Below are 19,479 nucleotides of genomic sequence, written 5' to 3' on the forward strand. Positions count from 1 at the left end.
ATTGCCTTAATATTTAAGGAGTTTTAAATAGACGGCCGGAATATTGGAAGGCTCGTTAGTAGATTCTGACAGCAGATAATTGGTAATAATGCTCAAGGCACGCAAGATCTGCGGCGTAGAGCCGCAATACTCCACCAGATCCAGATAGGTTTCCAGCACAAAGGCATCCAGACGTTTATTGTCCAGCCAGGAGGTCGTTAGATCGAGTGCGGTCAGCATCTGCTCACGAGCGCCATAGCGTTTAGTCAGACTCAGATACATGGTGAGCAGATAGGCATCCGGTGTCTCATTTGCCAGCCAGTCAGTAGTAAAGCGCAACGCCTGCTGGATCTGTTCAGGATGGCCATGATATTTGATCTGTTGTAAATAAATGGTGAGGAGATAAGGATTGGCGCTATGATGCATAAGCCAGCCATTGACGAAATCGAGCGCCTGCTGAAGTTGTGCTGAAGAGCCATGGCGGCCGAGCAAATTCAGGTAAGCCGAGAGCAGATAAGCACTGATATCAGCACCTTTAATCATCTGAGAAGTATAGTTGAGGGCCCACTGAATAAGCTCTGGATCTCCCTGCTTGCCTACAAAATTCAGATAATGAACCAGTAGATTATCATCAGGTTTATTATCTTGTAGCCAACCTCTTAGCAGCACTGCAATCTCATCAATCTGTTCCTTCGTGCCTGTATGTCCGATCATATCAATTAAGTACGTGAGGGCGCCATGACTTTGCTGCAATAAAGGGAGCCAGTCAGACAAAGTGTGTAAAAAGGTGATGATTTGTTCTGGGGTACCGGCACGATCCAGTAGTTTGATATAGGTAGTAAGAATATGGGCATTTTTTTTATGGCCAGCCAGCCACTCTGCCAGCACATTGATCAGCGACCTGAGTTGTGGTAGGGACGCATATTGTTCAGCCAGCTCAAGATATGTTTTGACTTCTACACTTTGGCGTTTAGGGGTCAGCCAGTTAATGGCCTGCTCGATTGCCAGCGTCGTATGCTGTGTAGTACCTCGACGTTGTACCAATCCCATATAAGCCATGCGCACTCCTGAATCCTGCAGATGGACAGCCGGTAGAGTGGTAGTCGCCACAAGCGCCGTATCCACCTGTTGTACGCTGCCATAGCGCTCAACTAATTTCAAATAGGTAGCCCTGAGCCGAGACTCATCGGGATGAATGGCCAGCCAACCAATAGTCGTATTGATCTCCTCCAGAATAGTATGGCGCTGCCCATAGCGATAGAGCAATTTGAGATAGGCATTGCGCACATAGGGATCCTGTGGATGGGCGACCAGCCAGTTTTTAGTCTGTTCAAGTGTTTCAACGATATCTTCTGGTGACCCCATTGTCCAATCAGGTTTAAATAGAGCGCGCGTGTATTAATACTTTGTGGATTCATTTGCAGCCAGGCTCTGGTTGAGCACATAGCTGTTTGTACCTGTTCTGCGGTCCCATATTGCTCAACTATTTTCAGATAAGTAGCGCGGATAGAACTGGTCTGAGGATTGGCAGTGAGCCAGACAGCGGTTTCATCGATGGCCTGCGCGACCTGTGCTGAATGGGCATAATGACTGATCAGTTCTAGATAGATAGTACGGACCGAGTGGTTTTGAGGATTAGCTGCCAGACTGTCTTGTGTCAGCTCGATAGCGGCCATAATTTGTTCTTCCGTTGCATACCGGCGCATAAGATCCAGATATGTGCGTAGAACATTGGAGTCAGGGATATTCATAATAGCTTGAAACTCGGTAACATTGAAGGCAGCACTGATCAACTCTTTGTTACCACGCCGCTCTAGCGATTTCAAATATACCTGGCGCACATAGCAATCCTGGGGTTGAGCGTTAGCCAATGCGCTGTATCTGTAAGCAGGGCAGTCGTTTGTTCATGGGTGCCACAATGCTCTACAAATTTAAAATACGCCTGGCGAATATTCGGATTTAAGGGATGTTCTAGCAGCCAGTCAGCTGTTGCCTCAATCAAGCGGCTAATCTGTTCCGCTGTACCACAACGTTCGACCAAGGACAGATACGCCTGGCGCACATGTACATCTTCGGGATGGGATGAGAGCCAATCAAAGGTCTGCTCAATTAAATGCGCAATATCGGCAGCCGTACCTGCACGCTCTACCAATCCCAGATATGTCTGGCGCACCTGGGTATCGTCAGGATTATCCAGCAACCATTGTCCGGTTGCTTGCAATAGATCCGCCAACTGTTCCGCCGTACCCCAGTGTTCAATAAACTTAAGATAAATCTGCCGTACATTGACATTTTGCGGATTAGCATTTAACCATTGGGCCGTCTCTTGAATAAGATGCGAGATATCGGTCAAGGTGCCCTGGCGTTCAATAAAGCCGATATAAGCATGGCGCACATTTGTATCTTGTGGATTGGCGGCCAGCCAGGCCGTCACCTTACCCGGCAGGGCTGATTTCTGCTCAGCGCTACCTTTTTGCTCAGTCTGCTTGATGGCGGCTACCCAATCTAACTCGGTCTCGGGAAATCGATAGAGTCCTTGCTGCATTATCTGCTCTGCCTTATTAATATCGCCCACCATAGTATAAAGTTGGGCCCAATTCATTAACTCTGCATTGCCGCATGTAGTGATTAGCGCCTGCAGTTTTTGTTCATGTTCGAACAGCATCTGGTGAATAAAAGGAAGAGACGTTTCGCGGGCCACATATTCCAGTAAGCGCTGAAGAAATGTACGCTGTTCACGTCTGTCAATGCTAGTGGCATCGATATAAGTTCTGATTAGTTGATAAAGATCTGAATGATAAAAGCGGATGGCGGTCCGGGCCACCAGGGGGCTGATAGTGCGAATGAGGGTAGGGAAATTGATGTCGCGAAAGACCAGGTTGCGATTGACCGGATTATTGAGAGCAGCATCGATTGTGTTGTTTGGACTCAACTGTGCCAGCAGTGACTCAGGGATAGCGAGCTCATATTGACCTGCAAAATATATGTACTCACAGAACTGGTATATCTGTTGATGAGAGCTTTGCAGCATTGACAAACTCTCATGCACAATAGATGTAAAATCATCTTCAGACATTGGTCCAACCATGGGTGATAAGTGTTCCGGCGGCAACAAGGTCCTGGGCTGATTAAGGGGTGATTTTATAGTCGAATTGCTGTCCTCATTCATAATTTTGATACTTTCTTTTGCTATACCTAGCTATAAAAAAGCACGCTGTCATGCTTTCGCAACAGGCCCCTTATGGATGATAAATTAGTGATGTTTAATATACTAGAAATTCATAGATAATACAATAAAAATAAAAAGAAGAAATACTTTTATTGATATTTACACAAGGAATACGAGTGATCAGGGGAGGATGAGAAGGCCAGAAGCAGGCGACACCTTAATCAATTGAGATGTCGCCAATTGTGGGATCTGGAAAATAGAAGTACTAGTCAGCGATAACCGGCAACTTACGTAGATATTGGGTATCGGTCAATTCTTTGAGCATGAATGCTGCCAGATCGGTGCGGCGAGTGGCTAGATCTTTAGGGGTGGGGCGCAGAGAGATACGATACTCATCGGTACGAGGATAATCTGATAGTCGGGCTGGTCGCACCACGATCCAATCCAGGTTGGTCTTACTGATTTCGCGCTGCATTAATTTCATATCGGCCAGCAGTTTTCTCATGAAGAGCGGAATAATAACCGAGCCATAAAGCCCTGGAGGAGTATAGTTATCGTCAGCGGCAGCAGCGGTAACGCATACCAGGCGCCGAATGCCATTTTTTTGCATTGCCTGTAAAATATTTTTAATGCCCTGTGAATATAATCCCTCGGGCTTATAAGCACCGAACAGGGTGCGCTTGCGTGGCCCTACTGTAGAGAGCACGGCGTTTTTGCCCTGTACCGCTGCCTCTACCGAAGCCGGATCGAGAATATCAGCTTTGACAACCTGTAAACGTTCATGTTGGATGGGGAAATTAGCCGGGTTGCGCACCGCGGCAGTGACATCATGTCCCGCTTCGAGCGCCTGCTCTACCAGAGCCCTACCAGTTCGTCCTGAGGCTCCAAAGATTACCAGTTTCATACTGTCATCCTTCTTTCTAAAAATAGCTGTGTGATTGTTTTGATGGTGTCCACTATATGGATTCTGTATTCGTTGTCTAATCTATTATATTCGACCTTGCACATATTTATAGTGCTATGATTGCTTTGGTATGCATCGCGGCATGCTTCATTATACATGATAGCGCATGATAGCGGCGTTTTTTTGTTTTTCTGGGCGTTGAAATCAATGTTTAGCGGAAATATATGTGCATAGCGTGCTGCGTCTCTCAGCGTTCCATAAAGAGGCCTTTTATTTTAGAAAAAGTGTTACATTTGTCGTTCTGAGGGCGTGTTGAGATGTGGTTAGAAAATTATATGAAAATTTACTTGCCCGGTGAACGATGTGAGATAAACAACCTTGCAGGATGTTCCCATTAGCTACATCTATGTAGATGGCTGGTACAGAACGAAAGAGAGGTTGAAGTATGAGTAATGACAATAAAGCGGCACAATTTGCCCTGACATTAGAAAGAATTGGACGTCGTGCGCTGCATAGTTGCGAAGCTTTGCCTGACGATGTTTTGCTTTGGTCTCCTCCTTTTTCCAATGACAACTCACCCCTGCTAATCGCCATTGATCTGGCTAGAGATATTGAGAACTGGGTGCTTATCCCTGTTGGTGGGAGATTGCCTTTACTGGATCAATCACTTGAGGCCAGGCCAATTGAGTCATTTATCGCACTTGCGACATGTTACAGTCAGTGGATCAAGAGTGTGCATACTATTTTAGATACTATTCCCAACTCTTTTCTGGACCTGCTGGTGGAAGCACAATCCTTACAAGAGAAGGTCCATGGTAAGCGTCGCCCAACAGTTCATACCTGCCTCCTGACAGCCGTAGAGAAGAGCGCCTGCCATCTTGGTCGGTTAGAAGCTCTCTGCCAGGCTGTATCCTGGAGCAGTTTCCCATTAGAACGAACAAACTTGAGGCATATAAAGAGTATAAAAAAGGCACCTATAAGCATCCAGGGATCATAATGCGCATCCGAGAAGCCCTAAACGCAATCCAAGCCAGGAAAACATGCACCCTATCACCTGTATTCAGGGAAAGGGCGCATGTTTTAGTTCTCCTGGATTACTAATGACGTGGTTTATCGCCTGGATACCTGTTTAAATTTGAATTGGTTGCACTTGAAGATGAATGCTTGGCACCGGCAGACCTGGTTGATCGTGGCTCCTCAAAAGTTTCGACTGGTAAGATTAGAGGCTCATAGTCCATCTCCTCTAGCGTGCTCTCATACTTATACCTCCTGGTCCGAGTAGTACCACTGGCCGAAAGATTTTTTTCGGTTGGAGGCATACTGGTAGAGGGTTTCTGCATAGATGAGGATGATGGGCCTTGAGCACCAAGATTAGCTTTGTTGCCAGACGCTATATTAGAGCTCGCACTGTTCGTTGTTGATGAAGAAGACGTACTAAAGGGTCTTGGGCGCTCCGGCATGGCGCTGCTCCCGCTGTTAGAAGACTGTGTACCTGGTATAGAGGTGGAACTAGGTGGTGATGATGGAGTACGAGGCTGAGTGATATCAGGTGACGGTGAAGTCGTACGTGGCGGCGGTGGTGTTGTTCCCACTGCAAAAGATGGAGCACTCGTATCCCTGGGCTTTTCAAAAGCACCAGTTGGCAGCGTGATAGGTTCATTATCTGCCACGCCGGATTTTCCAGCCATGCGGCTATAGCTACTACTATATGTTCCAGTCGCATTCAAAGGCAGATTAGAACTCGATGCTTTATCTTGCAATTGTTTAATGCGCACCTTAACTTTATTGCGTAACTCTTCGCCACGCATAGGGGCAATCAGCAGCCCGGCCGCTGCTCCGATCAACATACCCTGAAGAAACTTGCCCATATTGTGCTCGCCTTTCTATACAAACATGTATACACGAGTAGCCAGAAGACAATGATGTGAACAAATCCTATCAAACACACGTTTTGTTGAGAGCAGGAGTTTCAGCGTATATCGGTGTGTATCATTTAAGCCCATACACTAAAACTCCAAAGCTCACCTGATAGAAGATTAGCTAAATTGCTGTTCACCCAGTTGCACCTTAACCGCCATTTGCTGATCTCCCCGGTAAATGCGCAACGACAAAGTCTGGCCAGGTTGTTTATTGATCAGGATATCCTGCAGCATCGCTGTATCCTGGATAGGCTGATTATCGGCCTCCACGATGATATCGCCCCTTCTTAGTCCAGCCTGAGCGGCGGCACTATCGGGTCTCACATTAACAATGAGTGCACCATGATTAACCGGCAATTGGGCCTGATCCGCAATATCGGAATCGACCGTGATCACATTTACACCCATATCCGCGCGGCCAGATTGAACGACGTGACCTGAGTTGATTAATTGTGGAGCAATAAATTTAACGCGATTGGATGGAATCGCAAAACCTACGCCACTGGCGGGTGTTTTAAACTCTGGATCAATTGGCGCCAGAGTTGGAATACCCACCAACTCTTTCTGCATATTTACCAGAGCGCCGCCACTATTACCAGGATTAATGGCCGCATCAGTCTGAATAGCATTGATAATCAGATTGTTCGGACCTTCGGACACATTGCGACCTGTCGCGCTCACAATACCGCTGGTCACGGTCTGGGTAATGCCCAAAGGATTACCGATGGCCAGCACAGGTTGTCCTACCTGCAAGCGGGACGAATCCCCGATTTTCGCCACAGACATATGTTTGGGCGGATCAATCTTTATGACGGCCAGATCATCATTTGGATCAGTGCCAGCCACGGTTGCAGGTAACCTGGTATTATCATAGAGCACAACCTGATAGTTCTGGCCACCCGATACAACATGATTATTGGTTACAATATAGCCACGTGGATCAATGATGACGCCCGATCCCAGGCTACCTCCGCGCTCAGTTTCAACATTAATCTGCACTACCGAGCTACGGAAACCAGATGCCACCTGGGTAATTGATTGGCCGGCGGCTGGATTGAAAATCGCCCCGGCTGGATGGGTGATGGCACTGGTTGCCAGCCAGCCACCAATCGCGCCCATCAACAATGCTAGCAACGGAAGACCAATATACAGCAGTCTGTTGTTTGGCTGTGTACGCTGCGGATAACGCGGACCACCCGGGAACTGTCCTTGCGTTTGTGCCTGATATGCATATTGATCAGGTGGTGGAGGGGTACCAGGCGGCATATTTGTCGCGTGAGGTACCGAAGCACCAGGATAGTTAGGAGTATAGCCGGGCGGCCTGGTGGAAGGTGCATTGCCTGGCGTATAGTCGGGTGACATATTGGAAGACGCATTGCCGGTTGCATAGCCTGTTCGTGGCTGGTTATCCGGAGGTATATCTGGCGGATAGTATGTGCGATTTGGTGGTTCATTGTAGGGGGATGGTTTCTCCCCGTTTGAGGCATCTGTGGATGGATAAGATGCTCTCGGCTTGTCGGCTGAATATGCTGATGACGTGCCAGTTGGATTCACCTCAGGTGGCACACCATCAGTTGAATAAGGTGTTGGCCTATCGGTGGATGAGTAAAAGGTCGGTGTGCGCTCAGGAGTCGTATTCGAATGATAGATATCGGATTTTTCGTCGAGCGGTACATAGCCAGCCGGTTGTTCCGTTGACCCTTGATAAGAAGGCGGCTGTGGAGCTGATGTATCGCCAGGTGTACGACCAGCAGCCGAGCCAGCCAGGAAGGGTGGCGTATAAGACTTCCGGGCTTTCTGCGTTTCAGTACGCTCGGCAAGCTGCTCCGAAGATGGATCAGGTGTGTGTTGCGGTTTATTAGATGATTCCGAAGGATCTGGTTTCTGATCGGGATGTGACATTTAAGAATCCTCCTCCATCATGACTGGATGGGAAGCACAAGATTAACGACAAATCCACGACACCAACTATAGCGTGTAGAAGATTGTTTGTACTCCTCCAAAAGATGGATTGGTCGAAGTCCATCATAACGTATGTCACGGTGCCATATCTCAGCCTTCGTAGTAGGATTGTTTTTCAAGGGAGTATTTGCGCGTTCGAGCGGCGTTTCCGTTTTGCTTTTCATAGCATGCATGCTATGTGCATGATATAGTATGGATATTGCAAATCAAATTCTACTCTGAACGACAAGGATAACTATGGCACAAAAGCATACTCTATCTTCTGCGCCTGGCGCAATTGCTCTGCTGGGATCTGGTGAATATCTACCCGTGATGAACGATACTGATACCTACTTACTTAGCACTCTAGGCGGTGCGCAGCAGACACATATCGCACTCCTGCCCACTGCCAGTGGACTTGAAGTTGGTCGACCCGAGTACTGGAATGCGCTGGGTCTTGAGCATTTTAAGCAACTGGGTGTCAACGATATCCGGCTATCTTCAATTATTGATCATGCGGGCAGTGATGATCCTGAGCAAGTAGCTTTATTGGAAGGCGCAAATTTTTATTATTTTTCGGGTGGCAATCCACGTCATATTTTGGAAAGTATTCATGATACAGCCGCCTGGGAAGTGATTTTTGCTGCCTACCAGCGCGGTGCTATTCTGGCGGGTTGCAGCGCCGGAGCCATGGCGCTTGGCTCGGTATTAATCTCGCCACGTGACGTCTATGCAGGCCAGGCCCCCAACTGGTTGCCCGCGCTTGGAATCGTACCGGGCGTGGCTGTTTTTCCACATTTTGATCGTATGCATGGCAACGAGATCTGGGCCCAGGGTTTTAAACGCATGCTGGCAACGCTGCCAGAAGGCCACCGAGGTCTGGGTATTGACGAAGATACCGCGCTTGTAAGAATGCCGCTTGAGCAGAGCGGAAGTGCCGCCAGCTGGAAAGTCATGGGTATTCGTACCGTTACCCTCTTCAATCGTGATGGTAGCGAACAGGTCTTTCAGCCGGGCGAGATTGTCACCAGCCTATAGCAGGGAAGCGGTCAACGAGGCCCGCCTCCATTAGAAATAGTGCGATAACTCTGAGAATGTCTGTAAGGTAAGATGTTTACCTGGTCCGACAGTCTCGATCTCTTGCAGTTCAATTGTCCAGGTATGAGGATGAGGAATGTAGACCGTATTCAGATTGGCTGCGCGGGCCGAATTAATATCTGAACGTGGCGAATTCCCAATCATCCAGGTACTGGCAGGCTGCAATTGTAGCTCCTGCACCAGTTTCCTATAGGCTAATGGATGTTTCTCTGGCACAACAATCGTATGTTCAAAGTAACCGGCCAGCCCTGAACGCTCAATTTTCAGTTGCTGCTCCTCTGCATGACCCTTCGTCAGTAGAATAAGCTGATGGCGATGAGTCAGATCAATCAATGTCTTTTCCACGCCGGGCATAATCTCCATCGGGTGGCTGGCGAGCTGCTGGCCAAAACGACGAATTTGCGCAATATCTTCTATATTCACCTCCCGTTCGGCCAATTGTTGATAGACAGCGATCAAGCTACGGGTGAAATTGGCGAAGCCATAGCCTATGTTGAGTTGCACTTCATTCAGGACAGCCTCTATTTCCGCAGGTTGGAGAGATGAATGGTTCAAGAAGTGAATAAAATCGCTGGTTGCTTGTTCGAAGTATATGTTATTTTCCCATAACGTATCATCGGCATCAATGCAAAGTGTGTACGGCATAATAAGGTTTTCCATTGTATATGTATGTAAAATTGCTTGGAAGGATTGGTTTTCTGCTTGAGGTCGTCTGGTACTCTTACATATAGAACTGTATCAAAGTATGGGTATTTATGCAAGAGTTTCGCTGATTGGTCAGGGCTATTTCATGTTCGTCTGTGGCGCCTGCGGCGCCGGGTTGGGGGTGTGGAGTGTGTGGTGGGCGGTCGCGGCCACCCATCACACACTCCACACAGGAAAGAAGGTCCATCGTATCGCTTGCTCGTGATCTCCCTGCAATCCCTGGGACGAACAATACAAAGCCCTGCTGATTGGGGGGAGAACAAGCAATTCCTGGGCCTGCTAGTTTGTTTTACTATAATAGGAGGGCACTTTATTGCGGCGAGACTCTGAATAGACAGGGTATTTAATGTTCGTCCGGAGAATGTACATCTTTCAGGTATGGAGTGTGTGGAGTGGGCGGCTGCGGCCGCCCCACTCCATACCCCCAACCCGGCGCCACAGACGAACATGAAATAGCCCTGCTGAACAGATGGCTATGGTTTTGGTTACAAGCGATGCAGGTGTATACTGGATGTATTGTAATACGAAAAATGGGAATGTATTGTGCACGAGGTGCCGAGTTAGCGAGAGTTTGTGATGGTGTACAGAGAAGAGATTACAGCACGCTACAAAGGAATTACCATCTGGGTAGAAAAAATATCTGAAGTAGAATACGATGGCGTCTTCAGATGGAATGGGCGCATCATCAAAACCGATCCTGCCTATGAATATTCGCCCTCCGCGCCCGAGGCGATTGAGAGTGCTAAAGGAGTGATAGATATCCTGATAGAATTGCGCCGCGAGGGTATCAGTGTTGCAGAGGAGGAGGAGAATGAGAGAGATGAGTAAAGTGTTGTATAGATGAATATGGATTTTCTGGCTATGCCATGTGCAGGCGAACTGAATAAGCAGCCTGTACCTGGCCGCTAGCTAAGAGATTTTATGACTCTTGCGCTGAATTGATTGGATTCAATGGCAGAGTAAACCAGAAGGTTGAACCTTTTCCCAGCGTACTCTCTACCCCAACCTCCCCTGATGGCGCTGAATTATAGTCTGACAAATATAGAGTCCCAGGCCAAGTCCTTGTTTACTATCCACAGTTGTAGCGGATGCCTTTAATTGATAGAAGCGGCGCCAGATCTGTTTCTGTGCTTCTTTGCTTAGTCCCGGCCCTTCATCCTGGACCCAGACTTTTACATACTGATTGGTATGTTCCAGGCCAATACGGATCGGGCGGCCAGCATCAGAATATTTAAGAGCATTAGTGACATAATTACTTATAACCTGACTGATACGATCGGGGTCCGCCTGCACATAGACACTTTCTTCAGGTGGGATCAACAATTGGAGAGAACGCCGGGGGTAGTCGCCTGTAGATCCGCGATAGTTTCCTGAATAATCTTGACCAGATCGCAACGCTGCAAGTTTAATTCTAGTTTATCGACAGCGATACGCGAAATATCAAGCAGATCGCTCACCAGGCGGGTCTGTATATCAATCTGACGTAAAGCGTGGGCCAGGTCCTCGCCATTTTTACGTTGTATTTCTGCTATCTCAGGATTATGCGCCTCGGGCAAGGCCTCAACACGCTTCATACGCCGTTGAATAAGTTGTAAAGAGCCCTTAACGATAGTAAGTGGGGTACGCAACTCATGGCTAGCAATACTCAAGAAGACATCCTTCTGCTTCTCCACTTCCTTACGGGCACTGATGTCCAGCACAATCGCCACACCGAGCGTAGAGGAACTTTTTAGCTGCGCAATCGCCATCATAACCGGGATCTGCTTCCCCTTCTTATTGCGAATCGCGATCTCAAAAGGTTTACTGATGCCAGTAGAAAGAAACTCCTCAATAGCCTGAGCCTGGCGAGGAAGATATTCCTGGGTTGTGATGGCAGTCCATTGCAGATGTTGACGCTCAATCTCTTCCGCCGTATAGCCTGTGATCGCCAGGTAAGCTTGATTGGCCTCATAAATATTGCCATAGATATCGGCGACCAGCACGCCAATAATATTTGATTCCACAAAGCGGCGGAACTTGAGCTCACTCTCACGCAGGGCACGATCAATGCGTTTACGCTCAGTGATATCCTGGTAGTAGACTGAAAGGCCCTCAGGTGTAGGATAGGCATGGACTTCAAACCATTTTTTCTGTGGCAGTGAAAAGGCCTCAAAGTGGTTAGCCTGCTGAGTTGTGAGAGCCTCACGGAACTTACGAGTAAAGAAAGGATCAGCGAAGGCCGGAGTGACAGCGGAGATAGGTTGACCGAGCAACTCATCTAGCTTTTTACCAAGAAGTTTTTCGGCATGAGGATTAACATAAGTGTAGCGCCAATCGTTATCAATGGTGAAAAAGGCGTCACTGATACTTTCCAGGATAGAGGTCATCTTACTGGCCGCGGCCAACTGCTGGGCTTCCGCCTGTTTCAAGGCCGTAATATCCATCACCGCCGCAATCATACGCAGCGGGAAGCCCTGATCATCATAGAGCCAGCGGCCTCGGAGTGTCAGCCAATGAATTGAATGGTCTGGATAGAGATGGCGATACTCCACGCTATACTCAGTTTTCGCCGCCAACGCCTCCTGAATAGCATGATCACGCTGGCTTAAATCCTCTGGAAGAATAGCCCCATCAACTGCTCATAACTAACCGTATTCTGAGAAGGAAAGCCAAACAGGATTTTGCACTGATCATTGAGGGTCAGATGGTTAGTGCGGATATCCCAATCCCATAAACCGATGTTAGCGGCGCCTACCGCCAGGCGCATCTGCTCCTCACTCATATGTTGATAATGCTTTTGCTCAGTAATATCTTTACCATAAGAAATAATCTGATCCAGCTTATTCCCTTGAGCATCCCGCACCGGCACAAAATGGAGCCGAATCAATCGATACATCCCATCGTACCTGCGCATCCGGGCTTCAATTTCCGTGGCCTGATGGGACTGGATCGCTTGCTCAAATGCAGATTGCGCGCCCGCACGGTCCGCTGGATGGACGCAATCCAACCAACCCTGATACTGTGCTGAAAACTTATCGCCGACAAACGTCTTCCAGTTAGAGCAATCTGTCGCGTGAAAATCGCCAGCTGGAGTTAATAGCCAGTAAATATCAGCGCTATCGTGAGCCAGGGCTAGAAAGAGATCGGTATTATTATTGGGTGTATACACTGATTGTTCCGATGGCGTGAGATCCTGGGTTTTTGACGAACGATGGTCAGATTCCATTGGCTGAACCTCCACACAAAAAATGCTCCTCTGTGTATATACTATTATATACCTCGTCATAGACTCTACAGAGGAAAACAGCGAGCAGGCCATATCAGTCCAAACAGACTTCTACCACTAACGGCATTTTAAAAACAAGCACAAACGTGTCTAATGTATATGGAGTGGAGAGGCAGTTGAGACTGTCTCTCCACTCCATATATGAGAAATGGGCAAGCGAAGGTCACAGCCCATAGCGCTAGCTAGGATTTGACTTTATAGATTGTTACATCGTTGGTCTGATAAACAATCTGCATAAACGAGGCAAAGCGTGTCAGATTCGCTTTGGGGTAGGTACTACGCTCCAATGCTCCAACATAGATGTACTGAACATGATAGCGAGCCATCGTGCTCAGCACATTTTGCTGATTAGGATCAGAATAGATCTGGCTTACCTCATCCTTGCGACTATTAAAGTCGGCTGCATTAGCATCACTACGATTAAACCATTGTACCCGCCACTGATATTCGTGTCCAACCCAGCCCATAATAGTGGGAAGTCCAGTTAAAGCTGAGACACGAGCATAGCCAGTATAATCATCGCCCACGGCCTCCACGATAACCGGCGTGCCTGAGATATGCGAGTTTAGCCAGCGAATCGCATCATAGTCGCCGGAGAAGGCGGGATCGTTTTGCAGATAGTTCAAGCCATCCAGACTATTAGTACGGAACATACCAGTCTGGCGCGTGGTGGGATCGAAGCGCACAAAGCGATAGTAGGGAGCGACAATGGGATAGATGGAACCCGCCAGCACCAGTACCAGCAAGACCGCGCTCCAGACGATCTTACCGCCTGTCAAAACGTAGCGCACTGAACTTTTGATGCGCTCGTTAATATGGAAATTCTCCTGTAGATAGTAGAAGCCAGCCCCACAGGCGATGGAGAGTAAGATCCAGGCCTGGAAGTAGAATTTGAAGACACTATTCATACGTGGATTGCTATCCACAAAGACATCGCGCAAGAAAACGACTTCACAACCCGCGATCAAGGCGAAGGCCACAGCACCCAGTAAAAGCGCAAAGGCATGCGCGCGATCATCTATCTTTTGTAGGATTATGACACAGGCCGTAATGGTAATACCCAACGTAATGAATAGCGTCACATTGGGAGGACTAATAAACTGGCAGGCCAGGCCAATGGCGATAAACCCCAGGCCCGTCATCGTACCAATAAAGGTCCAGGAAAGATAGCTACCTGCCTGGCCCTCTTCATCACCTGCCGCGTTTGTTTCTGCTTCCGAAGCGGGAGGCGTGAATTTAAAATTACGAGTGACGATATCACTAAAGAGCAAAGAGAGGAAGACAAAGGCAAACAGCGCATAGATCAGCAATTCATCACGCAGAGATGAGCGTTCTTGTAAAGAGGCAATACCGATGCCCTGGGATGGGGAAATGAAGCTGAGGTGAAAGGGCAAGAATAGTAGAATGGCCAGAGCCGCCAATGCTAACGAGGCCACAATAATATCGAGGGCCAGCTTCCAACTCCAACGCCGTCCATGTTGGAGCCATTGCTGAATGCCAATACACACAATAGCCAGGCCCATATATGTTGGCAGATCCCAACCATTCATCACGAAGAGCCCGCCCAGGGATAGGGCACTGACCCCCAGGGTTAACGGTAGACGCCAGCCCCGGCCATAGATGAAGATGCCCTCGCCCTTCTGTTCCAGCAGCAGATTTAAGGCCAGGCCAATCGCCATAATGGTAAAGGCCAGTGAAAGCACATGGGCATGAAAATCGGAGAGCAAGAAGCTAAAGGCAGGAAACTCATTAATCGTACGTGGAATGATACGTGAGGGATTAAACCAGTCATAGCCATTTGGGCCGGTGCGATCGTGAAGCCACTGAAAGGCCGAGGCAAGATTGCCCATCATCAAAGCCATGAAAACCGTGATCAAGCCAAAGGGGATACCAACGCGTAAAGCATTCGAGGTGGCATAAATGGGCTTCTCTGGCTGCTCAAGCGAAGGCTCACTCTCCATATGTTTTTGCCGCCGCAGTTGATGCGACCAGGAGATTAGATTGCTCGTCACGCCAAACAGGCTAACGGCGGTCAGACCATACAACATGCTGATGCCTGTGTTAAAGGCCACCGAGGGAATCTGGCCCAGTAGTTTAGCAAGCATGGCAATATTGTAGTGAGCATAGTAATAGTAGTTGATCGAATAACCGGCATACCACATATCGGAGGGTGGAAAATGCTGACTGCGCATAATTGAAGCCAGAAAACCTTCATCCATAAACATCTCATAAGAGTGGATATCAGGCCCATAGGAACGCAGCCAGCCTAACACTGCAACCATAACCAGGAAAACCACCTCGGTTGCAATAATATATGTGAGATTGGAGCGCATCATACGTAAGATGGTCTGGCGTGTACGCAGGAAGCCAATAATATTCAATGCCAGTAGTAATAAAACCACCGCTAGAATAAAGATTCTATCGAAAGGTAGAACCTGTATCACCATCAAGGGCCACCAGACGCAAAAGGAGGTCACGAAGACCGCCAGGGCTTTGCTCCAGGCCCAACCCCGATCGGGGATATTGCGAAAAACCGTTACCGTGAGTGGTAGAAAGATAATGCCAAGAACTTCTACCAGTGCCCACATCTGAAATAACTCAAACATATATACTCATCTCTACAAAAGAATGTGCGTCCTGATTACGGACTTAGCTGTTCTATGATCTGTAAACCGGTTTATGATTTGCTTTGGGATGTTCTCTGCTTTATATAAACTTTATCATATTCTGTTGTTCTTTGGATGAGGCAATGTTTGAAGTAGGGCTTTTGGCTATCTTATATTTCTAAAAAATGAATTTTCATTTTTTAGAAATATAAGATAGCTCTTTTTTTATTATTAACGCCTATTGTTGGTGTTTAGGATATTCGGCCAGTACCAGTGTATTGCCATATAAATCTTTGGTAGTGGCTTGAATGCCCCAGCCACTATTGGTCGGTGGTTGGGTGAACTCCAGGCCACGACCCAATAGTTCCTCATAGGTTTGCTGACAATTATCTACGGCAAAGACTAGCGTTGGATTCTGGCCTACCTGGGCCTCTTTGCGAGCGCGTTCTTCGCCTTCGAACCAATCAATTCCTTGCAAAACAATTTGTAGAGACTGATCGCCGCGAGGTGCAATCGTGATCCAGCGCCCATGCTCTCCGTAGGGAATATCCATGCGTTTTTCCAGGCCCAGTTTCTCCGTATAGAAGCGGAGCGCCTCATACTGGTCATGTACGATCAGGGTAATGACACTGACATGTTCAATCATGTTTCTCTTCTCCTAAAATAGTTGTTGTAATAACTTACCCACGTCACGCTATATGTAAGGCAGTGTGAGCATGTTATTGAGATAACATGCTATCCGCTTTCTATATTCTCGCCTTATAACAAAAAAACGGAAATATAATTTCAAGCATTTCAAGCTAATGGTACACATATTGTGGAGTGGGGTGGTGGGCGGCCGCAGCCGCCCACCACCCCACACACCCAACCCGGCGCCAAAGAGAAACCTAAAAAAGCCCTGATTGGTAACATTTTTATTTGGTATATAACGAGCAATGTTGATATACTATAGTAGGTGCTGAGTTTGATAATAACTAAAGCCTGAATGGATGGCCTGGTTATTTTTTATCAAACGAGCATAAGAACAGTCTTTTTAGTAGGTAGGTGAAGACGTTGTTGCCTGCATTTACCAGTACACTGTTGTTGAGAAGGGCGTAGAAAGATACGCTCTTTAGAAAGAGGGTTATAATGGCCAGATACATTTTAGCATTGGACCAGGGCACAACCAGTTCACGCGCAATTCTTTTTGATCATGGTGGATCAATTGTCAGTGTGGCGCAGCAAGAATTTCCCCAGATCTACCCGGCTCCTGGATTGGTAGAACACGATCCCGAAGCGATCTGGTCCAGCCAGTTGGCCGTGGCACAAGAAGTCATGCAAAAAGCCAACGCCTCGGCTGCTGATATCGCAGCTTTAGGTATCACTAATCAGCGCGAAACCGCTCTGGTGTGGGAGAAAGCCACTGGAAAGCCAGTATTTAATGCTATTGTATGGCAGAGCCGCTTAACCGCTCAGATCTGTGACGAACTTACGGCTAAAGGCTTCGACAAAGAGATCCGCGAACGGACAGGCCTGGTAACCGATGCTTATTTCTCAGGCACTAAAGTTAAATGGATTCTCGACAATGTCGCAGGAGCCCGCGAGAAGGCCGAGCGCGGCGAACTGCTATTTGGTACAGTCGATACCTTCTTACTGTGGCGTCTCTCCAAGGGTCGCATCCATGTGACCGACTATACCAACGCATCGCGCACACTGCTCTTTAATATTCACACTGGCGAATGGGATGATGTGCTGCTCAATGAGTTAGGCGTGCCACGCTCCATGTTACCAACCGTCATGCCATCCAGCGCTGTCTATGGGGAGACCGATCCCGAGTTCTTTGGTGGTCCGATCAAAATGGCCGGCATTGCTGGAGATCAGCAGGCCGCGACCTTTGGTCAGGCCTGTTACGAAGTTGGTATGGCCAAGAACACCTATGGCACTGGTAGCTTTATGCTAATGAATACCGGTTCCAAAGCTGTGCCTTCGAAAAATGGTCTGCTAACCACCATCGCCTGGGGACTGGGAGATCCAGCGCATGCAGAAATCACCTATGCTCTGGAAGGTAGCATCTTTATCACCGGGGCGGCTGTACAATGGCTACGCGACGGTTTAAGAGCCATACAAAGCAGTGTTGAAGTTGAAGCTCTGGCTGCAACCGAAAAAGATAATGGCGGAGTCTATCTCGTACCAGCTTTTGTTGGTCTGGGCGCACCTCATTGGGACCCGTATGCCCGTGGCACAATTGTTGGCCTGACACGTGGTTCATCGATTGGTCATATCGCACGCGCAACCCTGGAATCCATGTGCTATCAGACACGCGATGTACTGGAAGCTATGGTCGCCGACAGCGGCACCCATCTTAAAGCCCTGCGTGTAGACGGTGGCGCAGTCGCCAACAATCTGCTCATGCAGTTCCAGGCAGATATCCTGGGCGTACCGGTCCAGAGACCACAGGTGGCTGAAACCACTGCGCTCGGCGCCGCCTATCTAGCAGGTCTGGCCGTTGGCTTCTGGGCCAGCATGCAGGAAGTAGCTGAATACTGGGCTATTGATCGCACCTTTGAGCCCCAGATGAGCGAAGATCAGCGCGACCACAACTATACGAATTGGAAACGCGCGGTTGAGCGCTCCCTGCGCTGGGAAAAATAAGTAACCAAAAACAGGAGCTGGTGATTGCAATTCAATCACCAGCTCCTGTTTTTGGTTATGCTATGCTATTGATTTTCAGCTTGAAGATGATCTTTAAAGCCTACTCCAAAGGCAGTTGGGGTTCCATTGTAATCGCTAATCAAGGATGGGAATGAGCTACAATCGTAAGTATCCCAGGCCCAACCCAGGTAGCCGACACCATTTTGATCAGCCCAGTTCATAGCAGTATCGACAAAACCATGCTGACAATCATTTTCACCAAGTTCACCGAAGACCACCGGAACCTTAGCGGCTACCGGGCCAATAATCTGATCGTAGCAGGTGGGATCTTTACAGCCAGAGAAGTTATAGATGTGGGCTGAAGCCATCAGATTATGCTGTGGATCAGCAGGCATAGCATCCAGCCAGCCACCGACCCAGTTGGCATAGCCAATGCCTGATAGCATAATGACATTTTGCGCACCCGTAGAGCGGACCGCATCGACCAGGCTCTGCATACCAGCTACCACAAAATCGACATCGCTACATGGAGCGGTTGAAGGAGCGGTACTCCCATGTGTCCAACAGTCCCAATTACTCACATAAGGCTCATTAAAAAGATCGAAGATGACAGATCTGTCGTACTTAAAGATACTGGCAACCGACTTCCAGAAAGCCACAGAATGATCCGCGTCGGTCATCGCTTTCTGTCCAATCGCGATCGTGGTGCCTGGAGCCGTCCAATGCAGATCCAGAATAGGGATGATGCCGCGCGAATTGAGCAAGAGCACGTACTTAACAATAGCTATCTGGTAATTGATACCACCATAAGCAGGCTGTACACCATTAATACCCAGCCAACAATCTTCATTCAGCGGAACGCGGACCGCATTAACATGCCAGCTGGCGATGGCATCAACCGAAGCAGCATCGGACGGCCCATCGAAGATCCCAGCATTATTGATGCACTTATACTCGGTTCCCGAACGGTTAACACCCAGCAGCCGCAAGGATTGTCCCTGAGCATTGACGAGTTGATTGCCCTGTACATGCAAATTAAAAATATCGCGTACAGTACTGGTGGGGGTAATTGACTTTGCCTGAGCAACATTACTTAACCCTGGCAGTGCACTGAACAGCAGTGTGCACAATAAGAGAAAGGTCCCGCGAAAAAGAGTTTTTCTCATCGTTCAATTCATCCTCAATGACGATACTTAATCCATTACAAATAGGGTTGCGAGCAGCAGTGCTGCGGATAGTGAATATCCGGTAAACACCAGTAT

Annotated in this window: 16 protein-coding genes; 4 read left to right on the forward strand and 12 right to left on the reverse strand. The window is 48.2% G+C overall.

Going from position 1 to position 19,479, the window contains the following annotated elements:
- Positions 1-6: 6 nt before the first annotated feature.
- The 3 genes from EL645_RS33520 to EL645_RS33530 form a co-directional block, all read right to left on the reverse strand.
- Positions 7-1,266 (reverse strand): hypothetical protein, encoded by a 1,260-nt coding sequence (locus EL645_RS33520; protein WP_126556804.1) that lies wholly within the window; start codon positions 1,264-1,266, stop codon positions 7-9.
- A 535-nt stretch (positions 1,267-1,801) separates the two neighbouring features.
- Positions 1,802-3,148, reverse strand: a complete 1,347-nt coding sequence (locus EL645_RS33525) for a hypothetical protein (RefSeq protein ID WP_126556805.1) — start codon at positions 3,146-3,148, stop codon at positions 1,802-1,804.
- 265 nt (positions 3,149-3,413) lie between these two features.
- Entirely contained in the window at positions 3,414-4,052 is a 639-nt protein-coding gene (locus EL645_RS33530; RefSeq protein WP_126556806.1) for an NAD(P)-dependent oxidoreductase, read from the reverse strand.
- A 445-nt stretch (positions 4,053-4,497) separates the two neighbouring features.
- On the opposite strand from EL645_RS33530, the gene EL645_RS33535 reads away from it, so the two are divergent.
- Positions 4,498-5,049 (forward strand): hypothetical protein, encoded by a 552-nt coding sequence (locus EL645_RS33535; RefSeq protein WP_126556807.1) that lies wholly within the window; start codon positions 4,498-4,500, stop codon positions 5,047-5,049.
- A gap of 100 nt (positions 5,050-5,149) precedes the next feature.
- Here the strand turns inward: EL645_RS33535 and EL645_RS33540 are convergent, their stop codons facing one another.
- Both EL645_RS33540 and EL645_RS33545 read right to left on the reverse strand, forming a co-directional pair.
- Positions 5,150-5,920, reverse strand: coding sequence for a YtxH domain-containing protein (locus EL645_RS33540; RefSeq protein WP_126556808.1), 771 nt, complete (start codon positions 5,918-5,920; stop codon positions 5,150-5,152).
- Between the two features lie 168 nt (positions 5,921-6,088).
- Complete coding sequence (locus tag EL645_RS33545; RefSeq protein WP_126556809.1) at positions 6,089-7,873, reverse strand: trypsin-like peptidase domain-containing protein; 1,785 nt, start codon at positions 7,871-7,873, stop codon at positions 6,089-6,091.
- Positions 7,874-8,170: 297 nt separating this feature from the next.
- Between EL645_RS33545 and EL645_RS33550 the strand changes: the two genes are divergently transcribed.
- Positions 8,171-8,950, forward strand: a complete 780-nt coding sequence (locus EL645_RS33550) for a cyanophycinase (RefSeq protein ID WP_126556810.1) — start codon at positions 8,171-8,173, stop codon at positions 8,948-8,950.
- A 30-nt stretch (positions 8,951-8,980) separates the two neighbouring features.
- Here EL645_RS33550 and EL645_RS33555 read toward each other — a convergent pair whose 3' ends face one another.
- Positions 8,981-9,655, reverse strand: coding sequence for an HAD family hydrolase (locus tag EL645_RS33555; RefSeq protein ID WP_126556811.1), 675 nt, complete (start codon positions 9,653-9,655; stop codon positions 8,981-8,983).
- A gap of 636 nt (positions 9,656-10,291) precedes the next feature.
- Between EL645_RS33555 and EL645_RS33560 the strand changes: the two genes are divergently transcribed.
- The gene (locus EL645_RS33560) at positions 10,292-10,543 is read left to right on the forward strand and encodes a hypothetical protein (protein WP_136625340.1); all 252 of its coding nucleotides are present in this window, start codon (positions 10,292-10,294) and stop codon (positions 10,541-10,543) included.
- Positions 10,544-10,711: 168 nt separating this feature from the next.
- Here EL645_RS33560 and EL645_RS33565 read toward each other — a convergent pair whose 3' ends face one another.
- From EL645_RS33565 to EL645_RS33585, 5 genes are all read right to left on the reverse strand, one after another.
- On the reverse strand, positions 10,712-11,038 hold the full coding sequence (locus EL645_RS33565; RefSeq protein ID WP_161977908.1) for a sensor histidine kinase: 327 nt from the start codon (positions 11,036-11,038) through the stop codon (positions 10,712-10,714).
- Complete coding sequence (locus EL645_RS33570; RefSeq protein ID WP_126556814.1) at positions 11,032-12,270, reverse strand: PAS domain-containing sensor histidine kinase; 1,239 nt, start codon at positions 12,268-12,270, stop codon at positions 11,032-11,034. Before EL645_RS33570 ends, EL645_RS33565 begins: the two co-directional genes overlap by 7 nt.
- Positions 12,271-12,299: 29 nt before the next feature.
- On the reverse strand, positions 12,300-12,935 hold the full coding sequence (locus EL645_RS33575; protein WP_161977909.1) for a PAS domain-containing protein: 636 nt from the start codon (positions 12,933-12,935) through the stop codon (positions 12,300-12,302).
- A gap of 227 nt (positions 12,936-13,162) precedes the next feature.
- Positions 13,163-15,586, reverse strand: a complete 2,424-nt coding sequence (locus EL645_RS33580) for a DUF2298 domain-containing protein (protein WP_126556816.1) — start codon at positions 15,584-15,586, stop codon at positions 13,163-13,165.
- Positions 15,587-15,824: 238 nt separating this feature from the next.
- Complete coding sequence (locus EL645_RS33585; protein ID WP_126556817.1) at positions 15,825-16,232, reverse strand: VOC family protein; 408 nt, start codon at positions 16,230-16,232, stop codon at positions 15,825-15,827.
- 482 nt (positions 16,233-16,714) lie between these two features.
- Here EL645_RS33585 and glpK point away from each other — a divergent pair, with 482 nt between their 5' ends.
- On the forward strand, positions 16,715-18,217 hold the full coding sequence (gene glpK / locus EL645_RS33590; RefSeq protein ID WP_126556818.1) for a glycerol kinase GlpK: 1,503 nt from the start codon (positions 16,715-16,717) through the stop codon (positions 18,215-18,217).
- A gap of 65 nt (positions 18,218-18,282) precedes the next feature.
- Here the strand turns inward: glpK and EL645_RS33595 are convergent, their stop codons facing one another.
- Complete coding sequence (locus EL645_RS33595) at positions 18,283-19,383, reverse strand: cellulase family glycosylhydrolase (protein ID WP_126556819.1); 1,101 nt, start codon at positions 19,381-19,383, stop codon at positions 18,283-18,285.
- Positions 19,384-19,479 lie beyond the last annotated feature (96 nt).

This window comes from Dictyobacter kobayashii (genome assembly GCF_003967555.1).
GTDB classification, from domain to species: Bacteria; Chloroflexota; Ktedonobacteria; order Ktedonobacterales; family Ktedonobacteraceae; genus Dictyobacter; species Dictyobacter kobayashii.